Raw genomic sequence first — 4028 nt, 5'->3', positions numbered from 1 at the left:
GACACGCCAGTGGTCAGCGAACGTGGTCGCGGACTACAGCCTCGAACCAGGGGACACCGTCGACCTCGCGTTCATGGGCGTCACCGATCTCCAAATCATCGACAGCATCAGCTACCCCCTCGACACCGGCACCCCTATGGGCATCGCCACCCGAGCCGCCATGACAGGAGCGTGATGGATACCACCCCCCTGGGCTTCCCCTACCCGGAATGCGACCCGCCGCGGGTCAAGGACCTGTCGGACATCGGACAGCTGCGGGCCCTGGCGGAAGCCGTCGACGGCGTGGTGCAGCAGATCGCAACCGACCTGAACGACCAGCTCGTCGCCCCGCGCGCGGCCCGGATGCGCGAGTCCGTGGCCAGCGCCTGGTCACCCGGTACCGCCAACCCGACGCTCAACCAAGTGATCTTCGCTTCCACGGGCATGGGAGACACCGGCGCTGGCGGAATCCGGATCACCCGGACCGGCTGGTACCTGATCGGCATGTACGCCCTTGTGATCGTCGGCACTGGCACCGAGGTGAACGCCCGACCGACCATCCTCCGCAACAATGCCAACCTGCTGTCCTTCGGCGACGTGGGCGTACAGGTCACAGCCACGGCCGGCGACGTATATCTGTCGACGACAGCCGAGCTGACGGCAGGTGATCTGCTGCGCCCGCGGATCGCAACGAACGGCGCCGACTCCTTCACGGTGACGTCGCACATGTGGGCTCTGGAGGTGATGGCGACATGACGTCGTCGACGCCGGAGGCTCTGGCGGCACAGGATGGCCCGTACGCCGCGTTCCGCATGGGCACCGTCGTCAGCTTCGCCACCAACCAGGCCCAGGTCAACGTCGGTGGGACGACGTTCACCGCGGCCTATCTGCGCGGCGCCCAGTTCACGGCTGGTGATCTGGTGTGGGTGTCGCGGCAGGGCGGTACGTGGGTGATCCACGGTGCCCTCGCGGGCGTGGGCGGGAACGAACTGGCGGCCGCGAACCCCTCGTTCGAGGACTCGGCGTCGGGTACGGAACCGCTGCTGTGGCAGTTGGCGAACGTGTCGGGGACCTCAAGCGCGGTGGTGCTGCAGGTTGAGGGTGCCCCGGACGGAACGCAGGTGGCGTCCGTGGGGACGACAGACACGGCTGCCGCAGTGCACTACCTGTACTCGCAGCCGATTCCGGTGCAGGCCGGCTGGCAGTTCAGTGTGTCGGCGTTCGCTGCTGGTGAGTACCAGGAGACGGACACGGCCACGGCGGATGCCGCGTTGGTGGGCCTGTGGTTCGCGAACAGTACGAACCTTTATCCCGTCACGTCGTCGGCGGACACGGTGATCGTGACGGCGAATGACATCGTGCAGCAGCCGCTGTATACGACGCTGTCGGGGACGGTGTCGGCTCCGGTGGCTGGGTTCATGCGGCTCGCCCTGCGTTCGTCCACCAACGGCTTCCAGCGGGTGTTCTGGGACAGCGTGATCGTGAGGAGAATCTGATGCCGGGTACGACACCTCGCGGGTACGACTACCCGTTCTATGGTGAGATGCAGGACTTCCCGGCGCAGATTCAGGCGCTGGCGACGGACATCGACGCGGACGTGCAGAGCTTGTACACGGCCAACACGACGGCCCGGAACGCGCCGACGGCTGTCGTGTCGAACCTGTCGCAGACCATCCCGACCGGCGTCCAGACGACGATCACGTTCACCGACGAGCTGTACGACAACGCGGGCATGGTCAACATTGCTGGCGCGCCGACAGTCGTAACGATCACGTCGACCGGCCTGTACCTGGTGTCCGGCACGATCCAGTTCATCGGACCAAACCCGACGTCAGCAGTGTGCGCGCTCTTCCTAAGGTCGGTTGGCGGGGTCGTCCCAGACATCGCGACCGTTACGAAGGGCTTGGGCTCGCCGAACACCAACCTGAACATGGTGGCCCTCACCCGCTGCAACTCCGGGGAGACCATCACGATGGCCGTGCAGCAGAACGTCGGCGCCCCCGTCGACGTGCAGAACGGTCGTCTCTACGTCACGAAGGTGGCCCCCTAATGCCTGGTTTCACCGTCAACCGCGGCTACCCGTACTCCGTGCCCACCGACCCGACCGATGTGGCCGGCGACATCCAGGCGTTGGCTGAGGCTATCGACGCGGACGTGCAGACCCTCCAGTCGATCGTCGGACCGCGGCCGATGGCCCGGGTCCGCGGCATCACTCCGGTGACGATGGTGGGGTCGGGCGGTACGGCGGACACGCGTGAGCTGCCGCTGGAGCTGATCGACTTCAACGTTGGTGGGGCGATCGCGCCACTGACGAGCGGCCGTGTACGGATGCTGCTGCCCGGCATGTGGATGGCCGTGGGCACGTTCATCTACTCCCTGCCGTCGGGGGCGAACATCGCGTACGTGGGTGCCGCGCTCGTTGACGAGGCGAACATCGCGATCGGCGAGGTGAACACCCACCTGCTGCCGGCTGTGCCGGAGACGCAACGGAACATGGACGTGTCGGGAATGACGCTGATCAATCCGGGGCTGAACGACACGCTGTTTCTGAGGGCTGAGGTGCGCCGGTTCTCGGGTGGTGCGGGCGAGACGTTCCGTGACCGAACGCTGCTGCTGATGCGGATGACGGAGTCGTGATGCGCTGCTACCTGATCGACCTGGGCGAGCGGACCGTGGGTGCGTTCGCGGCGGCCCTTGTGGCCCAGCTGCCGGAGAACGGGTTCGACGTCCGTGCGTGGCCGTGGAGCGACTCCCTGTCGCTCGCGGGCAGCATCGCCCTGGTGGTGCTGCTGGCAGGTGTGGCAGCCCGCTACCGGGGCGATCGTGACAGCGCGGGGTTCACGAAGTAGGGGGCTCGGGGAGGCGGGCAACAAAAGTGCCGATTCCGGGTTCCATGTACGCGATGTTGGCGGCCCGCAGCTCTCGGAGTACGCGGGTCGCCGTCACCCGGCTGATGCCTGTCTCCTGGACGATCTCGTGCACCGACGGCAGGCGTGTCCCCGGCGGGTACGTCCCGTCGTCGATCCGTTCCTCCAGGAGCGCGTACACCTGCCGCCACCTGGGGATATCTGGCTGCCAGTCCATACGCCGGACGCTAGGACCGCTCCGTCGTCTAGGCGACATCAGACCACCTAGTCCACCCATCCCCCCTATGACACCTATGACAGTCCATGTACTGTGAGCTACACGACAGACCCCCGCGACCGTGCGACCGGTCCGGGGGTACGGACGACACCCTCGGGAGGTCTCGTCATGGCCCACGCTACCCCTCCTGTACCTGCCCGTACAGGCGGACGCATCTCAGGCGTATGCACCCTGCCGTACGGGCACGTGCACTGCTCGCCCGGCCCCGTCTTCGTTGACGGCATTGAGGTGCTGCCGCGGTCCTGCTACTGCTCCTGCCACGGCAAGCCGAAGAAGGCGGCTCGACGGTGAAGACGTGCGCCCGCTGCGGCTACCGGATCACCGGCACCCCGGTCGAGTACATGCCGGACTCCGCGTCTGGTGCCCGGCCGTCGACCTATCACCACGCCACCGACGAGGAGTGCAACACGGCGGCCAGTGAGGTCCGTCCGGGCGCGACGTACACGTCGCGCCTCAGCCGCTACCTCGGCCAGTAGACCCCTGTCCGCGGGCGTTCACACGCCGATCGCCCGCGGACAGGTTCATCGCACCAAGTCCGTCACGTTGACCTGGAGGGCCTCGGCGACGAGGAGAAGTTCGCTGTAGCGGGGGTCGCGTTCGCCGCGCTCGTAACGCTGGATGCTGCGGCGTTCCATGCCGATACGGTCGGCGAGGTCGTCTTGCGATAAGCCGGCTCTGCGACGTAGGTCGGCGATGCGTTGGCCTAGGTCCCGTCTTCGGGTGATGACCCAGTCGGGGTGGGGGGATCTTCGTGTCGGCACGACCCCACGGTTGACTTAGTGATCTTCGGCGTCAGTACCCAAACGGTCGCTTCTGATGCGTGTACGACGCAGCGGCCCGGCCTCGCAAGAGGGGTCGGGCCGCTGTCGTATGTCTGGGAGGTCGTGGGCGGATGTTCCAGCAGG

At 66.7% G+C, this 4028-nt stretch carries 8 protein-coding genes; 6 read left to right on the top strand and 2 right to left on the bottom strand.

All coding sequences use genetic code 11. The features are described 5' to 3' along the window. The first annotated feature begins 174 nt into the window (after positions 1-174). From ABZ621_RS37525 to ABZ621_RS37505, 5 genes are read left to right on the top strand one after another with little or no spacing between them, the layout of a single operon-like run. On the top strand, positions 175-735 hold the full coding sequence (locus tag ABZ621_RS37525; RefSeq protein WP_360611654.1) for a hypothetical protein: 561 nt from the start codon (positions 175-177) through the stop codon (positions 733-735). After that, positions 732-1475: a hypothetical protein gene (locus ABZ621_RS37520; protein WP_360611652.1), complete on the top strand. Its 744-nt coding sequence runs from the start codon at positions 732-734 to the stop codon at positions 1473-1475. The genes ABZ621_RS37525 and ABZ621_RS37520 overlap by 4 nt, the downstream gene beginning before the upstream one ends. Then, a complete protein-coding gene (locus tag ABZ621_RS37515; protein WP_360611650.1) occupies positions 1475-2029 on the top strand; it encodes a hypothetical protein in 555 nt (184 codons plus the stop codon). Before ABZ621_RS37520 ends, ABZ621_RS37515 begins: the two co-directional genes overlap by 1 nt. Further along, the gene (locus tag ABZ621_RS37510; RefSeq protein WP_360611648.1) at positions 2029-2616 is read left to right on the top strand and encodes a hypothetical protein; all 588 of its coding nucleotides are present in this window, start codon (positions 2029-2031) and stop codon (positions 2614-2616) included. Before ABZ621_RS37515 ends, ABZ621_RS37510 begins: the two co-directional genes overlap by 1 nt. After that, entirely contained in the window at positions 2616-2828 is a 213-nt protein-coding gene (locus tag ABZ621_RS37505) for a holin (RefSeq protein WP_360611646.1), read from the top strand. Before ABZ621_RS37510 ends, ABZ621_RS37505 begins: the two co-directional genes overlap by 1 nt. Here ABZ621_RS37505 and ABZ621_RS37500 read toward each other — a convergent pair. Then, positions 2818-3063 carry a winged helix-turn-helix domain-containing protein gene (locus ABZ621_RS37500; RefSeq protein WP_360611644.1) on the bottom strand — a complete coding sequence of 82 codons (246 nt, stop codon included), beginning with the start codon at positions 3061-3063 and terminating at the stop codon, positions 2818-2820. The genes ABZ621_RS37505 and ABZ621_RS37500 overlap by 11 nt on opposite strands. A gap of 347 nt (positions 3064-3410) precedes the next feature. On the opposite strand from ABZ621_RS37500, the gene ABZ621_RS37495 reads away from it, so the two are divergent. Next, complete coding sequence (locus ABZ621_RS37495) at positions 3411-3599, top strand: hypothetical protein (protein ID WP_360611642.1); 189 nt, start codon at positions 3411-3413, stop codon at positions 3597-3599. 45 nt (positions 3600-3644) lie between these two features. On the opposite strand, the gene ABZ621_RS37490 is transcribed toward ABZ621_RS37495, so the two are convergent. Further along, entirely contained in the window at positions 3645-3884 is a 240-nt protein-coding gene (locus tag ABZ621_RS37490; protein WP_360611640.1) for a helix-turn-helix transcriptional regulator, read from the bottom strand. Positions 3885-4028: the final 144 nt, after the last annotated feature.

The organism is Streptomyces sp. NPDC007863 (assembly GCF_040633895.1).
Lineage (GTDB): Bacteria > Actinomycetota > Actinomycetes > Streptomycetales > Streptomycetaceae > Streptomyces.
This window is presented reverse-complemented; position numbering and strand designations above follow the sequence as displayed.

Excerpts from the sequence above, each read along its gene's own strand:
- ABZ621_RS37525 (WP_360611654.1), top strand. The coding sequence starts at position 175 with ATGGATACCACCCCCCTGGGCTTCCCCTACCCGGAATGCGACCCGCCG.
- ABZ621_RS37515 (WP_360611650.1), top strand. The coding sequence starts at position 1,475 with ATGCCGGGTACGACACCTCGCGGGTACGACTACCCGTTCTATGGTGAG.
- ABZ621_RS37505 (WP_360611646.1), top strand. The coding sequence starts at position 2,616 with ATGCGCTGCTACCTGATCGACCTGGGCGAGCGGACCGTGGGTGCGTTC.
- ABZ621_RS37500 (WP_360611644.1), bottom strand. The coding sequence starts at position 3,063 with ATGGACTGGCAGCCAGATATCCCCAGGTGGCGGCAGGTGTACGCGCTC.
- ABZ621_RS37520 (WP_360611652.1), top strand. The coding sequence starts at position 732 with ATGACGTCGTCGACGCCGGAGGCTCTGGCGGCACAGGATGGCCCGTAC.
- ABZ621_RS37510 (WP_360611648.1), top strand. The coding sequence starts at position 2,029 with ATGCCTGGTTTCACCGTCAACCGCGGCTACCCGTACTCCGTGCCCACC.